The sequence below is a fragment of the Enterococcus montenegrensis genome (assembly GCF_029983095.1).
GTDB classification, from domain to species: domain Bacteria; phylum Bacillota; class Bacilli; order Lactobacillales; family Enterococcaceae; genus Enterococcus_C; species Enterococcus_C montenegrensis.
Genome location: NZ_CP120467.1, coordinates 1,066,956 through 1,086,663, shown reverse-complemented (window position 1 = coordinate 1,086,663; position 19,708 = coordinate 1,066,956). Strand labels below are relative to the sequence as shown.

At 38.2% G+C, this 19,708-nt stretch carries 21 protein-coding genes; 1 reads left to right on the top strand and 20 read right to left on the bottom strand.

Going from position 1 to position 19,708, the window contains the following annotated elements; all coding sequences use genetic code 11:
• Positions 1 to 69: 69 nt before the first annotated feature.
• The 8 genes from P3T75_RS05360 to P3T75_RS05325 all read right to left on the bottom strand — a co-directional run bounded on the left by P3T75_RS05360 (position 70) and on the right by P3T75_RS05325 (position 11,407).
• Positions 70 to 978 carry a LysR family transcriptional regulator gene (locus P3T75_RS05360; protein ID WP_282462395.1) on the bottom strand — a complete coding sequence of 303 codons (909 nt, stop codon included), beginning with the start codon at positions 976 to 978 and terminating at the stop codon, positions 70 to 72.
• A gap of 222 nt (positions 979 to 1,200) precedes the next feature.
• Positions 1,201 to 2,112 (bottom strand): conjugal transfer protein, encoded by a 912-nt coding sequence (locus tag P3T75_RS05355; RefSeq protein WP_282462394.1) that lies wholly within the window; start codon positions 2,110 to 2,112, stop codon positions 1,201 to 1,203.
• Between the two features lie 18 nt (positions 2,113 to 2,130).
• On the bottom strand, positions 2,131 to 3,135 hold the full coding sequence (locus P3T75_RS05350; RefSeq protein WP_282462393.1) for a bifunctional lytic transglycosylase/C40 family peptidase: 1,005 nt from the start codon (positions 3,133 to 3,135) through the stop codon (positions 2,131 to 2,133).
• Positions 3,132 to 5,252: an FUSC family protein gene (locus tag P3T75_RS05345; protein ID WP_282462392.1), complete on the bottom strand. Its 2,121-nt coding sequence runs from the start codon at positions 5,250 to 5,252 to the stop codon at positions 3,132 to 3,134. The genes P3T75_RS05350 and P3T75_RS05345 overlap by 4 nt, the downstream gene beginning before the upstream one ends.
• Before the next feature lie 4 nt (positions 5,253 to 5,256).
• Positions 5,257 to 7,704, bottom strand: coding sequence for a conjugal transfer ATPase TcpF (tcpF, locus tag P3T75_RS05340; protein ID WP_282462391.1), 2,448 nt, complete (start codon positions 7,702 to 7,704; stop codon positions 5,257 to 5,259).
• Positions 7,691 to 8,080 (bottom strand): conjugal transfer protein, encoded by a 390-nt coding sequence (locus tag P3T75_RS05335; RefSeq protein ID WP_002297349.1) that lies wholly within the window; start codon positions 8,078 to 8,080, stop codon positions 7,691 to 7,693. Before P3T75_RS05335 ends, tcpF begins: the two co-directional genes overlap by 14 nt.
• 53 nt (positions 8,081 to 8,133) lie before the next feature.
• Positions 8,134 to 10,365: a S8 family peptidase gene (locus P3T75_RS05330; protein WP_033787962.1), complete on the bottom strand. Its 2,232-nt coding sequence runs from the start codon at positions 10,363 to 10,365 to the stop codon at positions 8,134 to 8,136.
• Entirely contained in the window at positions 10,358 to 11,407 is a 1,050-nt protein-coding gene (locus tag P3T75_RS05325) for an ATP-binding protein (RefSeq protein ID WP_096922326.1), read from the bottom strand. Before P3T75_RS05325 ends, P3T75_RS05330 begins: the two co-directional genes overlap by 8 nt.
• Before the next feature lie 326 nt (positions 11,408 to 11,733).
• Here P3T75_RS05325 and P3T75_RS05320 point away from each other — a divergent pair, with 326 nt between their 5' ends.
• Positions 11,734 to 12,363, top strand: a complete 630-nt coding sequence (locus P3T75_RS05320; protein WP_282462390.1) for a toll/interleukin-1 receptor domain-containing protein — start codon at positions 11,734 to 11,736, stop codon at positions 12,361 to 12,363.
• A gap of 64 nt (positions 12,364 to 12,427) precedes the next feature.
• Here P3T75_RS05320 and P3T75_RS05315 read toward each other — a convergent pair whose 3' ends face one another.
• From P3T75_RS05315 to P3T75_RS05260, 12 genes are all read right to left on the bottom strand, one after another.
• A complete protein-coding gene (locus tag P3T75_RS05315) occupies positions 12,428 to 12,931 on the bottom strand; it encodes an antirestriction protein ArdA (protein ID WP_282462389.1) in 504 nt (167 codons plus the stop codon).
• Positions 12,932 to 12,943: 12 nt separating this feature from the next.
• Entirely contained in the window at positions 12,944 to 13,165 is a 222-nt protein-coding gene (locus P3T75_RS05310; protein WP_002298822.1) for a hypothetical protein, read from the bottom strand.
• 4 nt (positions 13,166 to 13,169) lie between these two features.
• Positions 13,170 to 13,307, bottom strand: a complete 138-nt coding sequence (locus P3T75_RS05305) for a DUF3789 domain-containing protein (RefSeq protein ID WP_282462388.1) — start codon at positions 13,305 to 13,307, stop codon at positions 13,170 to 13,172.
• Complete coding sequence (gene mobT / locus P3T75_RS05300) at positions 13,304 to 14,488, bottom strand: MobT family relaxase (RefSeq protein ID WP_282462387.1); 1,185 nt, start codon at positions 14,486 to 14,488, stop codon at positions 13,304 to 13,306. Before mobT ends, P3T75_RS05305 begins: the two co-directional genes overlap by 4 nt.
• 255 nt (positions 14,489 to 14,743) lie before the next feature.
• The gene (locus P3T75_RS05295) at positions 14,744 to 15,034 is read right to left on the bottom strand and encodes a hypothetical protein (RefSeq protein WP_002390861.1); all 291 of its coding nucleotides are present in this window, start codon (positions 15,032 to 15,034) and stop codon (positions 14,744 to 14,746) included.
• Positions 15,024 to 16,166 (bottom strand): DNA (cytosine-5-)-methyltransferase, encoded by a 1,143-nt coding sequence (dcm, locus tag P3T75_RS05290; protein ID WP_282462386.1) that lies wholly within the window; start codon positions 16,164 to 16,166, stop codon positions 15,024 to 15,026. The genes P3T75_RS05295 and dcm overlap by 11 nt, the downstream gene beginning before the upstream one ends.
• Before the next feature lie 78 nt (positions 16,167 to 16,244).
• Positions 16,245 to 16,412, bottom strand: a complete 168-nt coding sequence (locus tag P3T75_RS05285) for a hypothetical protein (RefSeq protein WP_282462385.1) — start codon at positions 16,410 to 16,412, stop codon at positions 16,245 to 16,247.
• Positions 16,405 to 17,079 carry a zeta toxin family protein gene (locus P3T75_RS05280; RefSeq protein WP_095803573.1) on the bottom strand — a complete coding sequence of 225 codons (675 nt, stop codon included), beginning with the start codon at positions 17,077 to 17,079 and terminating at the stop codon, positions 16,405 to 16,407. Before P3T75_RS05280 ends, P3T75_RS05285 begins: the two co-directional genes overlap by 8 nt.
• Before the next feature lie 85 nt (positions 17,080 to 17,164).
• The gene (locus tag P3T75_RS05275; RefSeq protein ID WP_282462384.1) at positions 17,165 to 18,508 is read right to left on the bottom strand and encodes an FtsK/SpoIIIE domain-containing protein; all 1,344 of its coding nucleotides are present in this window, start codon (positions 18,506 to 18,508) and stop codon (positions 17,165 to 17,167) included.
• Positions 18,509 to 18,576: 68 nt separating this feature from the next.
• A complete protein-coding gene (locus P3T75_RS05270; protein ID WP_282462383.1) occupies positions 18,577 to 18,930 on the bottom strand; it encodes a damage-inducible protein J in 354 nt (117 codons plus the stop codon).
• Positions 18,931 to 19,305 carry a YdcP family protein gene (locus tag P3T75_RS05265; RefSeq protein WP_002335604.1) on the bottom strand — a complete coding sequence of 125 codons (375 nt, stop codon included), beginning with the start codon at positions 19,303 to 19,305 and terminating at the stop codon, positions 18,931 to 18,933. It lies immediately after the preceding gene.
• A gap of 12 nt (positions 19,306 to 19,317) precedes the next feature.
• On the bottom strand, positions 19,318 to 19,632 hold the full coding sequence (locus P3T75_RS05260; RefSeq protein ID WP_081118559.1) for a YdcP family protein: 315 nt from the start codon (positions 19,630 to 19,632) through the stop codon (positions 19,318 to 19,320).
• Positions 19,633 to 19,708 lie beyond the last annotated feature (76 nt).

Genomic DNA, 19,708 nt, shown 5'->3' with positions numbered 1-19,708 from the left:
AAAGAGGAAACAATTTCACTTACTTATTCCATGGATAAGTAAAACTAATGAAAAAAACAGAGCCTTTCATCACGAAAGACCCTGTTTAGTATTATCTTGAATATTTTTCTTTAACATTCTAGCAAATTCTTCTACATAATAGTTGGTACCTTCTTTTTTCCAAAACGCACAATATTTTCGGGTAATCGGTTTACCAGCTTTTTGAACAGGAATTCTAGTCGTCGCTGAAAGTGGTGATGGTTGAGAACCAATTTTTTCAAGTGGTAAAAATCCACGATTACTAGCAACCATCAAACGAGCTTCTTCCAGATTTCCAGCATAAATGAACTGATTTGAAAATCCTAAGGTATCCTTATAAAAGGCTTCTTCATGCTCCAATTGATCTTTCGAAGTTATCAAGATACAAGGAATTTCTGAAAGATCTTCTACATTTATTACTTCTTGTTTGCTTAAAGGATTACGCCGCGAAATCTCAATAAACGTTGTTGGCTGAATGAGTTCAAGATTGACATAGTCTTTTGAAAAAGCCCTTCTTTGATCACTCAAAACCAAATGAACTGTTTGTTGGAGCAACTCTTGATAAAGTTCCTCATGTGTCCCATGGATCAAATCAATCACTACTTCAGGATAAATCTCTGAAAATTCGGTAATCGCTTGATGTAAAACAGGTCCTCCATAAACTTGTAAATAGCCAATTCTGAGATGAGCCTCATCATCACTTCCAATTCTTTGGGTTTCCAAAATAATTCGATCAATTCGACTCAATATTTGCCGGCTCTCTTGATAGAAATATTCCCCAGCAGAAGTTAAACGAAATTTTCGATGCTGTCTAATAAATAATTCTGTGCCCAATTCTGTTTCTAATGATTGAATTTGTTGAGAGATTGCAGATTGCGAGATAAATTCCTGTTCAGCTGCTTCTGTAAATCTATTATTCTCAACCACCGAAACAAAATAACGCATTTGTCGTAATAACATTATTTCACCTCCCTAGGAAAAGATTTAAGTAGTATCTGTGCAATAGATAATTATTTTTTAATTAGATAAAATTCTACTGTTGATAAATTGTCGTTATCATATTTCAAGGACTTTATCGAAATCGTTAATACAACTACTTCTTTATTATGCCTCAACTACGACATATTGTACAAGTTTACAATAATTGGTTACCTATATACTTTTTGCACTCCTCTTAGAACGTTATTCGCAATTGGTAATCTTCCAGTTTTCTCCTTTAGATAACAATAAGTTATATTGGAAATCATGAGTCACCTTTTCAACATCATCGAGATATTTCACTATGACTTTTACTCGAACCGAATCCTTTGTTTCAAAATAAATGGGATTAGTTATTTCTACAAAATTAAGATTTGTATTAATCGGTTGAATCACATTACTTTCAACATAATACTCAAGTTTTTTTTCCGATGCTGTTGGATAAAGCTTGAAAAATATCTCTAAAAACTCCGTGATTTCTTCTGTGGTTTTGGCATCAATTTCTGAATCACTTTCTACTTGTTTTGTCTCGTACTTTGCCTTATCAGGTTTTGCAATCATAGTAGGCAAACTCGTTACAACATGATTCCCATTTTCATCTTCAAAAATTGTCAGTCGATAAGCAGAAGAAATAGCTTGTGCCTTTTTTCCCTCCATAATCTTTTGCTCCACTAAAAATGAAACGGTAAATTCTTCTGAGTGTTTTTCTACATCTAGAATTTTTACTGATTGAACTTCAGAACTAGTGGGAATATCCGCTCGAACCATATCTTGACTCAAAGCGAGACCTTCTTCTGTAAGATATTGTCCAAGAGTACTCATTCTCTTTTCAATTACTTCTTTATTATTCTTCCAGGAAAAATATTCTTTCACAAAATCCTTCGTAAAACTTTCAACGCCAGAAGTATTCACTACCTTCTCTTTCACTACCACTTTTTCATGAGTTGTATGTTGATCAATGGCGGTGAAATTTTTGTAGATTCCAAAAGCAATACTACAAGACAATAAAAGCCAAAGGGCAAGTACCATTTTTCGATGCTTGCCCACGGATACGACTCGTTCTTTCTTCTTTTTTGGGGTCTTTTCCTTTTGATTTCGTTCAATTTTTATCTTCATCTTTATTCCTCTTTTCTTTTATTTGTATCGACCGGCCCCGATAAGATGCTGCTGCCAATAGCTTTCTGTTAGATTCGTCCATCCCACCGGATTGCCCGCATGAAACATTCTGTTCTCTCCTGCATAAATACCAACATGAGTCACGTAAGTACCGGCATCATAAGTTGAATGAAAGAAAACCAAATCGCCTGGTTTGGCATCTTTTAAATCAATATGAGTCATGGCATCATATTGATCTTGAGCCACCCGTGGGAGTTTCAGACCAACTTTGGCATAACACCATTGAGTTAAACCACTACAATCAAACCCAGTTTCAGGACTTGATCCACCAAATACATAGGCTGTTCCTTCATACTTAAACGCCTCGTCAAAAATTCCTTGGACGGTTTTATCATCAAACTGTGTCGTGTTCAGATATTGTTTCACCAACAAGCAATAAAACATATTGCCATAGTTATACCGCCACCCACCATTTTCCTTAATCGCTATTGGGTTGGGATAATCGACTTTTTGACCGCCCGATTTTTCCTTTGAAAAAGATTCAGCTAAAGCAAAACTATGTTTCTTCCCGTTTTTTGCGACATGATCCAGATACCCGCCACCATAGTTATAGGCCTGAATGATACTGTCTTGATCACACCCTAGCTCTTTGGAACGCTTAACCAAAGTCGAAAAATAGAGACACCCTTGTTTGATGGATGCCTCGGTACTTAATGAATTCGGTGGTAAACCGGCTGACTCCGAACTTTGCATAACATCTTCCATTGTGCCGCCAGATTCCACTTGAATAATCGCCAAAAGAATCGGGACATACTCTGCTATATCTGATTCTTTGGCATACTTTTCCACCATTGAACGGTGTTTCAAAACCTCTTCTGAGACACTACTACCCCCAGGAGAAGCACCTGAACTTCCGCTTCCCTCACTGTCTTCCCCAAACAACAAACCTACACACATCAAAATACCTATAAAAGAGATGGTCAGAAAAGTTAATGAAATAACACCCACTTTCTTCAAGTTCATTTTTTCTCACCTGACCTTGGCTTTAGATGGTTCATTCTTTTTTGTACTTTTTGATTGGTCCGCTTTGGAAGAGTAGACCTCTGTTTCACTTGTTGTAAAGAATTTTTCTTACTTGCTGATTGGCTTTTCCCTTTTGAAATGATTTCTTGACTAGTTAGTTTTCGTTTGATTTCAGGATTCGAATTCGCTCTCACAATCCGCTTTGGCGCTTCTTTTTTCGGCGTCCTATCTTTTTGAGGTAGAGTTACTTTGTCTATCGGAACATTCGTCCTTCTTTTTCTTTGATGGTTTGTTGCTTCGTCCAAAACTTTTCGTTTTTCAGCCATTTTTTCATCTCTACGTTGCCGTTGTTTTTCTCGCAACTCCGCTCGATTTGCTTTTTCTTGGACAAGTCCACGCTTGAATTCTTCTGGTGCTTTTTTCGTCTTTTCAATTCCTTTATGGAGATTGTATTTCAAGTTGGTTGGCGTATTCTTTACCTGATCCTTTACTTGTTTGGTCTTATCTTTCACCAAAGCTTGGGTATCCAGAACCTTGCCGACTTTTCTCCCGGCTAAATTCATTCGAGATTGTTTCTTATTATTTGGAATTGGCTTTTCCTTATTCAAGTCAGATGGTACCTCGTAATCGTTAGGTAATCGTGAATTTTTTCGGAGAGAAGGACCTGATGGCTTAAATTTGGATTTTGATTGTTCCTTTGCCAACTTATTTCCGACTGCTGCACCTCCACCAAAAGCTAAAGTTCGTCCCACATTTCGATTAATTTGCCGCAATTTACGGTTCATCAACATTTGCGGTTTTCGCATAACCCGTCTTCCCATTGATTGGCTATCATTACTTTGAAGATTGAACATGCTCATAATGTCACCCAATTTGAAATAGATGCCGGCAAAGGTCACAATTTGTAGAAATGCTACCATGAAGAAGGGATAAGTGGCTGAGATATTGAAAAACATAGTAGAAATACTAAATGCAGTTGTAATCACCAAAGTAACGCCCGCTCGCATCATAATCGTATTAAATAAGCGAATAATCGCCTTCTTGCCCAAACTTTCATAAGTCGGCAACATGGACAATAAGAAACTAATTGGTAGAAACATCGCAAAGATTATAAAGAGAATTTGCGAGAACAACATAATCCCCGTCAGGAGAAAGACAAAGAAGGATATGCCAATATTGAACAGCACCAAAAAGACCACGGTTCCTAAACGGTTCATGGTCTTGGTAATACTTAAATTCGCATTGTCATTGTCTTCAATCTCTGCCTTGACCGCTTCTTCCCGATCCTTGCCCTTATTTTCATCCGGACTCACAGATAGTATTTTGTTAACACGATCTTCGCCAATTTCTTCTATGTTGGAATCATCAAATTGCAAGAGTAACCAAGGTTGTTGGACTTGAATCGAAAACAAGCTATCCCGAATCAAATCCACACTATCCTTTCCTTGGCTTTCTGAATTCGGCACGACAATCTCAGTTCCAAGGGTAAGGGCCGCTTCACTAACATCTGAGCTAAAGTCATTGATTTTTGTGATATAGGTGGGCGCATACGCAATGAACGAACCTGAAAGTAGAAAAATCATCACAAAATTTAATACGGCTCGAACTGCTTTGGTAGTTTCTCGTTTGAGTAGACCTGTATACGCCACATAAACTCCTAGAACTAAAATCATTAATAATAGAAATCCAAAGTAAAATCCTGATGTCTGTAATCCGTTTTCGGTAATGCCGGCTAAGGTTTGGATATTCTTCCCAATACTTTCAGCCGTATCCGAAATGAAGTCCAACTTGTAGGCTTCTTGGACTACATAGCCCGTGGCATTCGACAAATACAAACTAACGGTCCAAATGAAATTGGTAATGGCGTAAAGACCATACATCACGCTCTTCCCTAAGCCATCACCCCAATTCCAAGGCAGCCAATCCCACGAACTATCCACAAAGAAATCCAGTTGATAATTGTTCAGAGAATATTGAGAATAAAGATTTCCGGCTTCCACCGTATCATCAACCAAACCTGTTGCCTCGGCCACCGTTCCAATCAGACTGAGAAGAAGTAACATGATGCAGAAACTGATTGCGATCACTCCCACAATCCGAAAAAGTTTCTTTTTCATCTCCTCACTCCATTCTCTCTTGAACCGGCGGACGGGTATCAAAAGCATGGAAAAGTTCTTCAAAGACTGGATGAACTTGAACCACACCTACCCGACCATACAAGTCTTGCATTAAACACTGACCGTTTTCCAAATCTCGCAGACGTTTTTGATTGCTTCCATCCTCTTGATCTAAGCCAAAGAATTCCAAGGTTTTCTTGATTTCATGAATATCGGTACTTCGAAAAGCAAATTTCAACCCGATATTATTCTTCAAGCGTTCATCCAGTAAATCGTCACTATTTTGCGTGACAAAGTAAACACCGGCATTCATGGCCCGACCAGAACGAACGAGCTTATTCGATAAAGTCTTTCCTTGTGCTACTTGAAGAAAACTCCAAGCCTCATCCAAGTCCACAATCTTGAAAATTTCTCGGTTGCTATGGATAAAATCCAAGGCAAAAGTGGAAATGACGATAAGCATAGAGACACTTAGTAACTCCATGGTGGTGTATTCTTCAAAAGTCGTTTCTGCATCTGGTAAAACCAGATCCGCCACTTGAATGATATTTAACTGCTTATCTAAACTAATCGACTGGGTAATCGAACCATCTGAGAAAAGCAAATGGGCAAAATCATAATCGGTAAAAGATTCAATATGATCTGCGATATTTTCCGCGACTGGAGAGTCCTCTTTTCGAAGTTCGTGAATAACTTGTAATAATCCTCGTTGATCACTTTGGGTAACGGTCCGAATGGCTTTGCGTAACACAGGAAACTTCTCCCCATCCCGACTAGAAATCCCTGTTAAAAAAGTTAGGATATCAATTGCTAAACTTTCCGAGTCTTTCTTTTTCTTCATAATGACATAGGGATCAAGTAACCCTTGATTTTCTGGCTTACTAGTTAAGTTAAGAATATTGATTTCATTCGCAATTTCTGGCAAAGTTTCTTTCCAGCCGCCGCGTTCTCCTTTTGGATCAACAATTACAGCTTGCCCACCGAACAAAACAGCATAGTAGACCAAGAGATTGTTACTAAAGGATTTGCCACCACCGAGTGAACCAAGGAAAGCAGCTGCCAAAGCATTGGTAACTGATCCTTTTACCCCTTGTGAAGCCAATGCCGGTTTCAGGTAGACATTTCGCCCCGTATCCACATTGTAACCAAAGTAAATACCTTCTAACTCACCTAACATCTGCGTAGCGCCAAAACCAAGACCGGCGAGAAAATCAGAGGTAACATACTGGATATAGTCGTTCATGTAGCGTTTGCTTGAAGGTAAGAATTCTTCATGTAAGCCCATCATATCGCCAAAGGGCCGGACTAGTTTTACATTGGTATCGTCATAAAAATCGAGCACTTCATCACAGCGGCGTTTTAATTCATCCACTGATTCCGCACTCACTCGAACCACATAGCTCAGTTTGTACATAGATTCTTTGGACTGATCCAAGGTGGTTTCCAATTCATCTACGGAATCCAACGCATCTAAAACATTGGAATTCGTTTCATTATCAGATTGATAGGCATGGTTGTCTAAATCTTTCAGTTCCTTTTTCTTATTGCGAACAGTAGCAAGTGCCTTTTTATTCGTCACAATTTCCACATTCATTGAAGTATCAATCGGAAAGGTAAATTGTTGTTGCTGGTAATAGAAAAGTTCTGAGGAAGGAAACTCCATCTCTCCTACAATCGTATTGATTGTTAAGTACGCTACATACGATTCATGATTTTCATGTTCCATGCGTAAGTACCGTGGTTTCTCTTCAATCAAACAACGACTGGGACGTAATAAGTCGTAACGTTTCACCAAAGTTTCCGACTTCAGCTTTTTCTTTGGTAGCTGAAATTTATATTCTTCAAACGGTGTACCTTTTTCACCATAGATATGTTCAATCAAGTACGTCAGATCACTGGGTGTGACTCGTCTGACTTTAAATCTTCGAGCCAATTTACTTTCCATTAGTTTTTCAAGCTTGGTATACCGGCGAACTTCTTCATTGGATAAGGAAACAAAATCGCCCATCAAATGATGATTCACTCCATAGACAAATTCTTGAAGTCCAGAAAAGAAAGATTTCTTGAGATTCTTTAGATTGACCTCTTCATCTGTCGCAATCAATTTAAAGCCAATAAAAAAGCGATAATCAATCTGACTATCGCCAATCATGGATACTAATGCATCTGTCTGTAGGTCAATCCGTTGTTTCGCTACTTCTTTGAGTCTACCGGTAATTTCCTTTTTCGACCGCTCTTGTGTGGCACGAATACTGCTTTCTGTAGCAATTTGTAAAGCCTGGATCTTTCCTTCACGGTTTTGCGCAATCAATTGGCGAAAGTTATCATGTACTTGATACTTCTGTTCAGGTGACAAAAAGGAGTAATTGTAAGGCACTAACTCATAGTAGGCAAAACACTCGCCTTCTTGGTTAAACACAAGATTATTTTCGATATACTTAATCGGGTACATAGTTCACACTCCTTACAAGAGTGATGGGTTCATCCCATCGTTTCTTTTGTTCTTTGACTTTCTTCCCTGCAAAAGTGACCTTAAACCGTAAGTGATAGCTGATAAAGGATCGTAAAAATCCCAATGGTTTCTTACCGTCAAAGGTCTTTTGCGACATAAACCAAGTAACCGCCACTGGTATGCCTAAGTATTTTAAAAAGGCCCCCTCTATCATAGACAGCGGAGGCACATGGGCAAATACGATGACAAACAGCAAGGATAAAACAAACCAAGCCATCTGGTTAAAGGTCACAGGAAAAGGCAGCTGAAAGTCATTAATTGCATAAATGACTTTTTCAACTGCCCAGATACTGGTATAGCTTTTTATTTTTTTCATTAGATTCACTCCAATAAAAAAAAGCCTATTTCTAGACTTTTTTATAATATGATTTACACATCAAAATGAATATCTTCTTCAGCAGTTTGATAAATGTCAATTTGGTTTTCTACATTTACTCGATTGACGATCCATCCTCTTAGGCTACATTGCTGAATAAAGTCTTCAATTCGATTTACACCGTTAATTTCTTTTAAAGTAACAACTACTCCAAAACGAATACCTTCTCCATCACGAGGATTTAATCTTTCTTTTGTCTTAATACTCATTCCCCACATTGGATTTTTGTATACTTTTTTTCCTTTTGTCCTATTAGTCAAAACTTCTCCAATGTGTTTGACATTATCCCATTTTCTGAATAATTTCCGTGCATCTTCTTCGTAAACGAAATGTACTTCCTCATCCAGACTTTGATTATTCTTATTTAATGGAACAAATTTTCCTTTATCGTTAAACCGTCCAAAGTATAAATCTAATTCAGTGTTCGTATAATCTACACCCTGATTTCTGGAACATTTTGGAAAGTAGCAGAATGTAGCCTTTGCCACATAGGGATGTTTACCTTGGTATATAGGTACCGGGAAATTATAATTATACGTATCATACTTTTCAGATACACCGGAGACCACAAATTTGATTTCATCATCCATTGAATGAATAATATTCTCAATCCTAGTTGGAACAACCCCATGCCCTTTTAAAGATAACTCATTTAAGTCATTATTGTTATTCCAGCCAATCGCAGAATCAATTAGCAACGCCTTCGCTATTTCTTTGTTTAAACCTATAATATCGATTAGATAAGATAGTTTTCTCGCAATCCATGGAGCTGCATAAGATGTTCCAGTAACTTTTGCTTGTCCCAACGGTTCACAGACTAACATAAATCCATCTGTAGTTCCTCCAAAATAACTAACATCTGGTTTGGTGAAAAAAGATAGCACGATTCCTCTTCTTGAATAGGGTGCAGAATTATTATTTGCGTCTACTGAATTCACAATCACAGAGTTAATTGAATCTGCTGGTGCACCTATTCTTTTATCTCCTTCATTTGATTGCTTATTTGTCCCCGCAATAACAAAGATAACATCATGTTCAAACTGAAGTTGATCCAATACCGCACCCTCAGCAGAAATGAAATTTTCATTTACTTCCTCATTAGAGCCTAGTGATAAATTCCATACATGAATGTCTGGATTGCTGATAACAATCTCTTTAATTGCACGAATAATTGAAAAAGAGTTAAATCCCTTATTTGTCGCTACACCAAAATGACGAACTTTGAATCGGCCGCAACCATCATCCAATTGTGGATTAATTGTCGGTCCATCCACAATAATCGAAGAAACCGCAGTTCCATGTTTATAATCAGCATCAATGGTTGGAATATTGGGATCAATCATATTATGAAAATCTACCCATTTTCCGAAATAGACTCGATTGTCAAACAAAGTATCAATCACACCAATAGTTGGTTCACTTGTTGGATCAGGAATCATTAGTTGTGAGGTAGTATACGAATCATAAAAGTCACTTGGCGCTAACTCTGATAAATTTTCTGTAGCCATGGCAATTAGGTAGGGAGCTTTTTGTAATAAAATGGCTAAGTAATTTGGATCTAGTAATACCGTCGTACGATCAACGATCCGTTCATTTAAAACTTTGATGCCCAATTTACTTAATAAAACTTGTGTATCCTCACCAGTATCATATAACGTAACAATAGAAGCTCGCTTTGCTTCTATCTCACTTCGTTCAACATCAAATTTTTCGACATATGCTGTATCAACGATATATTTCTGAAATCGGGTTTTCGGAATATTATATGATTCAAAATCTATAGCATCGAATCGATTAGGGACATTAAATTCTTCATCATTTGTAGAGCCATTAAACTCCTCATTTAAAATCAATTTAACTTTTTGGGCTACCGAAATGGTTTCTTCAACGACACTGAGTGGTACAAAATGCGTAATAATATGTTTGGGCTTTCCTTCTGAAAATTTTGCGCCAACAATTGATGAATTTGGTATTTTGCTTCCTATGGAAAGAAATCCTTGAATTCGATTACTCTTGGCAGCAATCTTGTTATAGTAAACACTGACTAGGCAACCATTTAAAAATAATTCCGTTTGCCAGAATTCTTTCATTTCTAATAGGTCTTGAATTAAAACTTCAATTTGATCACTACGAATGGTTGTATTTTTTGGTAACTTTGGACTTCCTGGACGTTGTTTGCCAGCATTTTGTGAAAAGCTACCTTTCAAATTTAAAATGTCATTCATACTGCTCTCCTTTCAATTCTCGTGAGACTTGACTTTTGGAAATTCCAGTTAGCACTTCTATTTCTCTAACTGTAAATCCCCATTTTTGTAAATCTTCCAAATTGAATTCTCCAGATAATTTCTTTGCAGACTTAAGTAATCTTCTTAAATAGTCAAATGGATTATTTGGATCACTAAAAGCCAAAGAAACTTTGATCAAATTTTTTAATTCACCTGGATTGGGAATTTCATCCATATTTTCCAGTATTTTCTTGAAGAGTTTCATGTTCCTACCGGAACTTTTAAATTTTTTAAGTAGTGAATTAAGAATGCTCTCTGCAATTTCAATTAAATCTTCTCTTTCATATCTATTAAAATCTATGACAGAATCAAACCTGCGAATTAAAGCTTTGTCAAAATTTTCAAATAGATTTGTTGTAGCAATTAAAACAACATCTTCATTCAATTTGTCTAGTTCTTTTAGAATGCTAGATGTTACTCGTCCCATTTCTCTTAAATCATTTGAATTAACCCTGTCTAAGGCAATGGCATCTATTTCATCAAATAATATTAACGAATTTGATGGATAAGGCATTCTATTGATTTCGTTAAAAACGGCGGCAACATTCTTGGCAGTTTGTCCCATTTTACTATCGATTAATTCACTGAACTCCACTACATATAGTCTTCTTTGCAAAAGTCTTGCAACTTGTTTGACCGTTTCCGTTTTTCCAGTACCAGGAGCGCCTTCAAACAAAAATTTATTTATTCCTACACGATGATTCACTGCATTGATTATTCCCTTTATATCTTCTGCTATTGCTTTTGGTAGCGGGAGTGGATCCGTATTTATCTCTATTTCTTTTAAAAATAAACTTTCAAAAGAGTTATTTTGAGGAACAAACGTACTAGCATCTGATACCAAACTCATAATGTATTCTGCTAATTGATGATCGCCAATCTGATCAAAATATCTTGCAATTTCCATTGATTCATTTCTAAATTGAAGTTCATTTTTTTCAGAATGATACTTGATTAGATTTAGAACATTTTTCTTCTTCAAAATAATCACATCCTTTCAGAATCATTATAACACAATCTGGGACAAAAATGTGCGTTTTGGGACTATTTGTGATAATATAATCTCGTAGATAAATCGCTAATATGAACTGATTTAGTTTGAGTAAGAATTTATTCTACTTTGACTTGAAAACATTCAAAAAACTAGATCGTAAGCAGATTACAAAAGTAGTATCACTTTGAATGCCCAGTTTACTAGCTATATCTCATACATTAATTAAAAAAATTCAATTCGGAGGTAACAAAATGGTAAGATGTACAGCACCAGTAAATGGGCATCGAACAGCAAGCGGAAGAGCAGCATGCCCCGTGTGTGGAGGGGGTTCACGAGGATTTAGTTCCTACCCATCATATTTTTCTTCTCCCACTTATTCTCGCTCAACAAATTCTGTTTCCAATCGTAGCAAAGGTACGAAGAAGGCACGTTGGTCATCGCCTGGTTCAACTATCCTATATACACCGTCCCAAATTCGGACACTTACTCCAATCCGCAACAAGTATGAGGAGAGAGCCAAACTACCTGACTTACGCGATGTTTTTCTTTGTCATGCGTGGGATGATCGCAAAACTGCAGCCAAAGAATTACATGACTTATTAGAAGAAAAAGGTGTAACCGTATGGTTTAGTGAAAAAGATGTTCTTCTTGGCTCTCCACTTCTTCGTGAAATTGACAAGGGTTTGGCGAAATCTCGAGTGGGTATAGTGCTAGTTACCCCTTCATTTCTTAAGCGCATCAATGGTGCTGGCGTAGCAGATAAAGAACTTTCCGCTTTGTTGGCTAGGGACTTACTCATTCCTATAGTCCATGAAACTACTTTTGAAGATTTAAGAGAAGTTAGTCCATTACTAGGATCAAGAAATGGACTAAGCACTGTCGATGAATCTATGACAGAAGTTGCAGCCAAATTAGCAGAATTAGTCACACCAGAAGTAGCATAAATAATATACTTAAAGACAGATCCGATAAAAGATCTGTCTTTTTTCTAACTTGCCAAAAATACATTTAGGCAATATACTCAAAAACCCCACGACTCGTAACCAAATAATTCCCTCCAATCTCCAAATCTCGACCACACGCATCAAAGTCAATATACGTCTTCAAATGTTCCGGTACTTCGCCAAAATCACCTGATTCCGTAATTAGATAATACGCTACATCACTCATATCATTACAATCGGGATAACAAACAATATCATCCACATGCTCTACCATTTCCTCGAAAGAATTGAAGAAGGCATGTTGAATCTCAGAAGCAACTTCACCAATTGGCGTTCCTTCTAGTTCCTCCGCTAAGCCACACAACCGATTAATCTCTTCAATTGGCGTATACTCATCAAGCTCAAAAGGCAGTTCATAATCATGAATTGCGTACTCTTCGTATTCATTATTTAATCCAATCCGTTCTTTCACTTCATCAAAATCGACAGGTGGGGTAAACCACGCCCCCACCAACTCACCTTCATTGTATTTTCCAAGGTTCGCAATATACACACGCATCTGTTCCATCGTGATTCCCCCTCAGGCACCGACAATTCGGTTAAACAAATTGAGTAAGACATCCTTCACACCAGAAGCATTAAAGACCAGACCTACCGCAATCAAAGCAATCACCAAAAAGCCAATCAGTTTGGAAAACTCTCGCTTAAATCCTAAAAACAAACCAATGACCACAATCGCTAGTAAGACTAAAGATTGAGCATTGGTTAAAAACCATTGATATAAATTTTGTCCGAAATTCATCTCATCACTTTCCTTTCTTCTCCATTGCTCGGTCTGCTGCTGCACTTGCATGCATCAAGCACATCACAGTAACACCAAGCATACTGCCACCAAATACAAAAAAAATATCTTTTACAATTCCCATGACGATTTCTCTTTTCATATAATCAAATTTTCAATTGCCATACTTTGTTGCTCCAAAATTTTTTTGTGCCGGTCTGATAACCGTGCATTCTGTACCATATCCTGGATATAGGTTGTCTGATTCAAACGATCTAATTCTTTAGCCATTTTCCAAGTAGGGGCGACTTGTCGGCCTAGCCAATTCAAGGTTCGTTCAATGGTATACGGTTTCGGTTCAGAAGTTAATTGAATCTCTTTCCGATTCCGACCAATAAAACGACCCCATTGTTCATTCAAGGGCCAGTTAGTTCGCCGTTTTCCTTCCACTTTATCCGCAAATCGCAAATACCGATTGATAATAGAAAATGTGGTACTTTCAATACTACGACCTTTTAACAAATCTTGAATCGCATAATAAGCCCGGTCATTTTTCAGTCGAATCTCAAAGCGATTTTTCGTTTCAGTTTGGTCTAATGGAATCCCTAACTTGATATATTGTTCATAATCTTTTTCGTACAAACAGAAGTAAACCTCACTTTTGAGACTGCCGATATATAAGGTATTGCCCATACCATCCTTTTCATCAGCTTTCAACAACTCCCCGGAACGGTAACTTTTAAAGGTACGAAACAAGGAGATACATTCTTCCTTCTGACATTTTTTCGTTAACTCAGGAATATCCAATAAGCCCACTCGATCATTGATTGCTAAATCCAATCGTTTCATCATGCCACCGGCCTTTAGACAATCTTCGAAAAAGTCGTACCAGCTACGTTTTTGAGCGAGTAAAAAGGTTTCAAACTGTCGACAACCACGACCCTTTAATTCCAAAAGGACACCTTTATCTTCTTCATGAGACACCATCACCACAATATCTCCCATGATGTATTGTTCTTGATAAGAGTAAAAGGCATAATCTTCATGAAGCATATACTCAAATTTCAAATGAAGAATTTCTTGAATAATTTTTCGTGCATTCGTTGTGGGGAAACGAATCCTTACATAGTCAAACAGTAACGTCAAAGGCAAATCGGGATTGAAGCTTTCCAGTTGGTCAAAAATTTTTCTCATGGTCTTTGCAGAAGCAGTTACACCACCATTTTCTATCTGGTTTAAGTACGGACGACTAAGCCCGCAAGCCGTAGCCAATTTATTTTGTGAAACGCCGTATTCGTTGCGTCGGTCTTTTAATAACCGATAATCTAAATTTCGTTGCGCCAAGTTCTCACCTCCAAATTCAAGGTGTTAACTTTTTCAAATGAGTTAACACCTATACAAATTACTTAATATCGTTGCTACACCAGTAATTCTTAATGATTACTTGCTTATTTTTTATGTTTTTGTACCCCCCTGTTAGATACGGGGGGTGAGACATCATGGCCGGCTGGGGCCGTCCATGAACAGGCACAGCACCACGGAGGATTTCTGCTTCGCAAATCCCCCGCGGTCTGCGCCTATCAGTGGTCTATTTGGTTGTTACTCCGCAGTAATACCCTCAATTTCTAGTTCTGCTTTTATCTCAAACAAGTATTGGCGGATATCAGGTTCTTTGGCAAGGTCCGCAATCCGTTCGAATTCACTGATAACCTGATTCAACTCAATTCGAGCATCGGTTTCCTCATCCATTACATATGAATCACCAGGGACCTTCACCCCATTTTTTCGAATATCAAAATTGAGCCGGTACAGTTCTTCTTCCAGTTCCGGATCTGACTGAATCTTGCCAATCACCCAGTAGATTTCTCCAATCAACTCATCATAAATCATCTAGTTTTACCTCCTTTAATCTTCTGGCAATATCAAAAATGACCGGAACTGTTACTGAGTTTCCGGCCTGCTTATACAACTGACTATCTGAATTGACTTGAGAAGCTCGGTCAAAAGCCCAATCGGGAAAGCCTTGAAGCCGCCAGCACTCTCTCGGTGTTAACTTCCGAATTTGATACTGGTCGGTGACGACCGCTTGTTTGTCTCCTGTTAGTAAGGTATGCACACTTTGTTTTCCCAGACGGCCACGACGACTTGTGGAATTAGGAAAAGCCAGGTTCACACTGTCCCCTGGCTTCACCTCTTGATATTCTGTTTCATTTTTTCGAATCATAATTTTCGTTCCCCCTTGTTTCGTTGACAAAGTGGGGGCAGTGCCAGTTACCTCATAAACCCGATTGCCTTGTTCAAAATTTCCCGGTAACATACCCGCTACAGAAATTCCATCCTTTACCGGCAATGCGATTTTGATTCCTTCATCGCCGGTTAAGGTTGGCGCCACACCATCTGAGCCATAGACTTGGCCACCCATTCCTCGATTGGAAGGATTGATATTTAACAGGTTTCGGATGTTTTGATCAGATGTTGGAGACGCTCCAATGATAGGAAATACTTGTTTGGTACGTGCGTCTCGAGAATGTCCGATAAGGAAGACCCGCTCGCGGCTTTGGGGAACGTAGGCCTTTGAGTTAAGCACCTGCCATTCCACATCATACCCCAATCCATCCAGCGTTCGGAGTATCGTCTCGAACGTAGCCCCTCCTTCGTGATTGAGCAATCCCCGGACGTTCTCAAGGAATAAAAACTTAGGTTGGAGAAGAGTGGCGAACCGAGCGATTTCAAAGAATAAAGTACCTCGAGTATCGGAAAATCCTTGCCGCTTTCCCGCAATTGAAAAAGCTTGGCACGGAAATCCGCCGCAAAGGATGTCCACTGGTCCGAGGGATTGAACAAGCTCGTCTGATACCCTTGTGATGTCATGCATTTCCACCTCCTTCCTTGTATCATGGATTGCGTTATAACTCCGCCGAGCAAATTCATCAATTTCACAAAAACCGATACACTGGTGGCCCGCTTGTTCCATGCCTAAGCGAAAGCCACCAATCCCAGCGAATAAATCTAAAAATGTCATAAATCACCTCATTCATTGCAAAGAAAAAAGCCAAGAACATTTTTGCTCTTGGCTCTTAAAACTATTTCAATTTCAAATTTATTTTTCTTTATCCAAACCAAACAATTCTCGTTGTTTCCGATTGGATTCATCTGCTACAAATTTAAAGACTGTCTTCAGCTCTTTCGCAGAGGCATTCTTTTGTAGTGTAGAAAAGTTACGGTTATACTTCTCCATAATTTCTTCAACTTTTTCTTTCTCAGTCATGTAGCTCTTCCTCCAATCTTTCTTTCGTATAACTGATTGGTAATGCTAGTTCAACATTATCAATGTCCATTAGAAAATCAGAAATCGTATTTTGAAAGTCCTTCACTAAGATATTGATGGTTACTTTCTCTTGAAATTGCTTTTTCACCTGCATCAAATTTTTTCTCGATTGAAAAAAAGCATTGATAAAACGTTCTTTAGGAACAAAACGGCCTTCAACTTCTTCTCGTTTTTTAGTAAAGTCCCAAGCAATAAATGGATCTTGATATACATAATAGACAAGCACATTATAATTCTTTTTGAGTGCCCGTTCAATATTTTGACTTACCTTAGAAGTCGCAAACGTGCCATCAAGAATAAAACTATAACCCTTTTTAAGAACTAAATCGAGAGCAGCATCTACCAAAAGTGCTGATCCTCGTTGAAATTCATCTGAATTATTCCCAGCATAGCCCGGAAATAGTTCACGAAATTTATCAGCATCGATTACACAAAGATTACTATTCAATGCCGTCAAAGTTTGTGTAGCCTCAGTCTTTCCAGCCCCAGGACTTCCGGCCATAAAAATGGCAGTCTTTTCTTCCTCTTTTTCTTTCCCATCAGTAATCGAAGAAATTAATACTTTTTTGTTCTCTTTCGCATACTGTAAAGAATAATCCTCTGTCATTTTTACTGCGCCTCCTAACGCTTTCATCTCTAGTTTATCATACTTTAAGTCCGATACCCTAGAAGACTAAATTTCTCTGTAGTTGTCATTTTTCTTTCGATTGCATTACTTGTTTGATGGATTCCAAAAAATCATACCCTTTTGGTACAAGTGGTGTATAAAACTCACTAATCACACTGCCCCCTGTATCTACATAACCTCGTCCTTTGATGCGTTTCATAAAAAAATTTTTATCGACCTCACCAAACATCATGGAATACCCGAGTTCACTCATACGTCCTAAAGCTACTCGAAAGTTAAATTGATCGCGAATCCCATCTCCTAAATATTTCGCATCTGGTCTTTGACAAGCCAAAATCAGAAAGAAACCAGATTGACGACCTAACATCACGATTTGTTTAAGCTTATTCAAAATCACCGCACTTTCTTTCGTAGTTAACATCTCCATATAAGCCACGTATTCATCAAAAATTAAAAAGTTTGGCGGAAGTCCGAGATACGCATAATTCTCTCCTGTTTTGTAGTTAGTCATTTCTTTCATTGCCTTACTACGAGCCATCATGCGCTCATAAAAATCTTCTACACAATCAGAAATTTCTTCCTTTTGGGAATAGACATGGGGCATCACCGTACCTAAATCGGCTAGGTCCGCATTTTTGGGATCGAGGATAAACAATTCTGCATCTGACTTCAATAGTGCTTCGATAATGGAGAGAAGGAAATAGGTCTTCCCTCCACCTGTGCCACCAGCGATTAACATATGAGGTAAGGAATCATAGGCCCATACTTGATTTTTCATCAATCGCAGAGTCCCGTTTTCTGCCACTACTTCTTCAATTCCAATTCGATTGGCAATCATATCGTATAACAAGGTGTATTCCACATAGGAGTCTTTGAGTTCCTTTTCTACTAGCTCACAATACAGCCCACTTTCTAACTTCTTTTCCAACTTCAAGAGCTGATCTTGATATTTTCCCAGTGAAATTTGAACGCGAATAGAAAGTAAGCCATCCTTCATTCGATAATAAATTTTGGGGAAGTAACTGATACTCTCTTTGGTCCGACTACTATTCAAATCTTTGAAAAAACCTTCACTTTGAGTTTGTTTCACTTCATACCAATGGTTTTCTAGAATCATCCGAGCTAGCTTTTGTCGATGCCACAAACTTCGCCAATGGTCCTGAAAAAAGTACATATAAAGCAACAGCATACTTCCTGACAAAACGAGACTTCCAAGCAGACATACTAAATCTTTCATGGACCAAACGATTTCAATAGTGGAAAGTGATAGCTTAGAAGTCTCAAGTTGTCTAAGCTCTTGTAAATAAAAGACGCTCATCCAACCAACGAACAAAACGATTAGCCAGCCAATAACAAAGTGATAAACTAAGTGCTGATCTCCTGCACGTATGCGATGCCTTTTGTACATTTTGATGGTTTCCACCTCCAATCAAAAATTGCCCAATAGAAATTATCAGGCAATTAAAAAAAGTTATGCTACTCATTTACTGCTACGGAGAGTTGTTTTGTTTCAACCAATTGCGTTAAGAAACCTTCAATGGCATCCGGCATCTCCACACCAATTTCTTCCAAGACAGATTCCGCCTGCCGACATAAGTTTTCATTTACTTCGACAACCATAAAGAAGGACTCTTCTTCCCCTAACCAATCCAGTACATCAAAGTCTTCTGCGGCATCGTTACCTACTTCCAGTAATCCTTGATGCATAATCAGAAACATTTTTTCATCATAGGTTAATGCGTTAGTGAGTTGTTCTTCGGTTAGCCCACCTTTGCCATATTGATCGAGACAATCTAAAATATGTTCCACATTAATTTCCATATTCTTCACCTATTTCTTTCCTTCATTTTGGTTCGTAGGATTTCCTTGATTCGGTTGTCGTTTTAAGACTAAATCATCTGCCTTGATAAACCAATTGACAGTAGTTCCTTCTCGGAAAACATAATTGGCGACCGTATCCACGATAGGATTGACCAGCTCTACCTCCGCATCATATGCAAACTCGCGTAAGGGTACATTTGCTGGGATACTAACTTGGATCATTCGACCTTGTGCAGAAGATTTCAAATTATAGGTCCGTTCTTTTACCTCATTACTAACCGTCCCATCCTCATTTTGTTTCCGTACTTCTCGACGTAATGCGGAAAACCGCAACTTCCCAAAGGTTAATCCTGAATCTACAACAATACCTTCTGTTAATCTCATCTTCTTTTCCTCCTATGCTTTCACTAAATCATCGACATACAACACGTAATCGGTAAACCCACGATTCTCAATCTCATAGCCTTTGGCAACTAAGTGGGGATTCACGGCTTTTAGCGGTTGGTCTTGATCAAAATCCTTTTCGCCGGCTTCCGCAGCTACTACCACCTCAATATCATCGGCTCGTTGTTTACTGGAATACAAATGGTAACTACGACCAATTACTGTAGTATTCCGACCATATCCTTCTGTTAAAATTTCACCTTCACCGGCATAACTTATCTTTCCAAAGGTTTCGGCCATATCTGGTACAACAAATTTCAATTCCATCTTTTTTTCCTCTTTTCATTGTTAGTTTTGGATACAAAAATAGCGCGACCACTTTTTTAGGAGGCGGTCGCGCACG